The 2,495-nt window shown below is 36.8% G+C and carries 2 protein-coding genes; both read right to left on the bottom strand.

What is annotated here, in order from left to right:
• Nucleotides 1-532: solute carrier family 23 protein (locus RT405_RS08520; RefSeq protein ID WP_396163574.1), on the bottom strand; the 532-nt coding region annotated here is incomplete at its 3' end.
• Between the two features lie 247 nt (nucleotides 533-779).
• Nucleotides 780-2,495: glycoside hydrolase family 13 protein (locus RT405_RS08525; protein WP_313469091.1), on the bottom strand; the 1,716-nt coding region annotated here is incomplete at its 5' end.

Raw genomic sequence — 2,495 nt, forward strand, 5'->3', positions numbered from 1 at the left:
TTCCAAATAAGGCTAAGAGTGTCAATGGATTGGTTAGATCACCTAGTACAATAAAAGAATTGTCTCCCCCATCCACAATCAGACCACCATTTTCTAACCCAATAATCACTAAAAACAACCCAATTCCAGCAGTGATTCCTTGTTTTAAGGAACTAGGAATAGCCTCTACTAAAGCTGTGCTAAGATTGGTATAACTGATAGCAATAAAAATCAAACTTGATACTAAGACTACTGCCAAGGCTTCTTGCCAAGAAAGACCCATTGATCCAACGATTGTATACGTAAAAAAAGCATTTACACCCATACCAGGTGTCATAACTAAAGGCGCCTTAGCCCAAACGCCCATTAAAATGCTGCCGACAGCTGAAACTAAAATAGTAGCAAAAACACTTAATTGCTGGGAAATACCGGCATCTGCTAAAATTAAGGGGTTTACTATAATGATATAAGAAATCGCAAAAAAAGATGTAAACCCGGCCATCATTTCTTGTTTAACACTTGTTCCATTTTCTTTCAATTTAAAAAAATCCACACTATCTTCTCCTTTTTTATTATTCTTATTTAAGTAAGAATAGTAATGCGGAGTCATGGGCCACTAATAATTGTTGCAAAGCAGCATAAAAGAAAGTATCTCTTTCTTTACATGCCCCAACTGGTTAGTATACCAGTTTCTCATCTAAAAATATACCCTTTATTTTTAGAAAAAAAGGTTAAAAAGCAGTTTATGCTCTTTAACCTTTTTTATTTATCACTTCATTACCTTATGCGATTAACCACAACTATTCATAGTTTTCGCCCTGAGGAGTTGAAGAAGTACGTTTTTGTATGATCCGGACACCTTGAGCAGGGAGGTTTAAGGTCGTAAAATTGCCTTTTTCTAAAAAATGCTGCAACTTAAATGATGACCAAGACATTGCTTTTTCTGCTTCAAAAATCTGTTCATCAGCAGTACCGTTTATCAAAACGAGCACATACTCTTCGTCTGATAAATAGCGTACTAATCCTAGAATCTGGTCAGTTGAAAAGGCAAATAACTCCCCATCTTGCAAAGCACGTTCACTTTTTCTTAACGCAATCAATTCTCTTACAAAAGACTGCAGCGTTTGGTTCTCAAAGCCCCAAGGAAACATCCGTCGGTTATCAGGATCATTGCCGCCCACCACTCCTGCTTCGTCTCCATAATAAAGACACGGTACTCCTGGTAAAACAAACAGCAACGTTAGCGCTTGTTGCAATTTCAGTTTATCCGATTGCAAAGCTGTTAAAATTCTAACTGTATCATGCGATCCAATATTATTAAGATTATTTTTTAACACTTCTGGCGGATAGTTTTCTTTTAACTGCATAGCTTGTGAGGCAGCTTCTTCAGTAGAAATTGTTTGATTTAAAAAATCAATGATCATTTTTCTGAAGGGATAGTTCATAACGCCGTGTAAACTTCCTCCTTCAATATAATGCCGTCGTTCGCCATAAGCCATTTTATTAGAAGCATCTTCCCAGACTTCTCCAATCAGTACCGGTTCAGCGGCTGTTTGCTCCAATGCCGTACGAATACCCGTTAAAAATAAATCGCTGATTTCATCCGCAACATCAATACGCCAGCCACCTATTCCCATTTTTGACCACTTCTGAACCACACTATCATCCGCTGCATAAATGAATTCTTGTACTTCAGGGTTTTCTTTATTTAATTTAGGTAAATCTTTAATGCCCCACCACGATTCATACTCATCTGGAAAATGCTCAAAGGTAAACCAACCAGCATAGCGACTAGACGGTGACTGATAGGCACCTATATCTTCATAATTTCCATATCGGTTAAAATAACGACTATCTGCTCCCACATGATTGAACACACCGTCTAAAATAATGTGAATACCGAACTCATTTGCTTTCTTTATCAGTTCTTTAAAAATATCTTCATTGCCAAACATCGAATCGATTTTCAAAAAATCACCCGTATCGTATTTGTGATTGCTGCGAGCTTCAAAGATAGGGTTTAAATAGAGAATTGTAATACCTAGATCTGCTAAATAAGAAAGTTTTTTGATTACTCCTTTTAAATTTCCTCCAAAAAATTCCCAACGAATAATGTCTCCTGCTTCATCTTTAATATACATCGGTCTATCTTCAGGCGAAGCATAGAGAAAAGAATTCTTTTTGGGAGAGGAAACCAATCCACTAGCGTTTCCGTTATAAAAACGATCGACAAAAATTTGATAAGCTACTCCTTTTTGATACCAGTCAGGTGCAGGGTCATCATATAAATAACTGGTTAATTGGTATTCTTTGATGTCTTCCATCTCATAATAAATAGCTCCTGGTCCGCCTAAACAAGCCTCATTATTCCCATAGTAGAGGGTTTCGTTTTTGTCATCTAATCGGTACTGAATTTTAAAATAGTAAAAATACAATCCGCTATCTTCCATTAATTTAAATGTAGCCTGATAACGTGTCGGATGGACCATACTCATTTCCACTTGAAAGTCTTTGCC

Source organism: Carnobacterium sp., assembly GCF_032094055.1.
Lineage (GTDB): Bacteria > Bacillota > Bacilli > Lactobacillales > Carnobacteriaceae > Carnobacterium_A.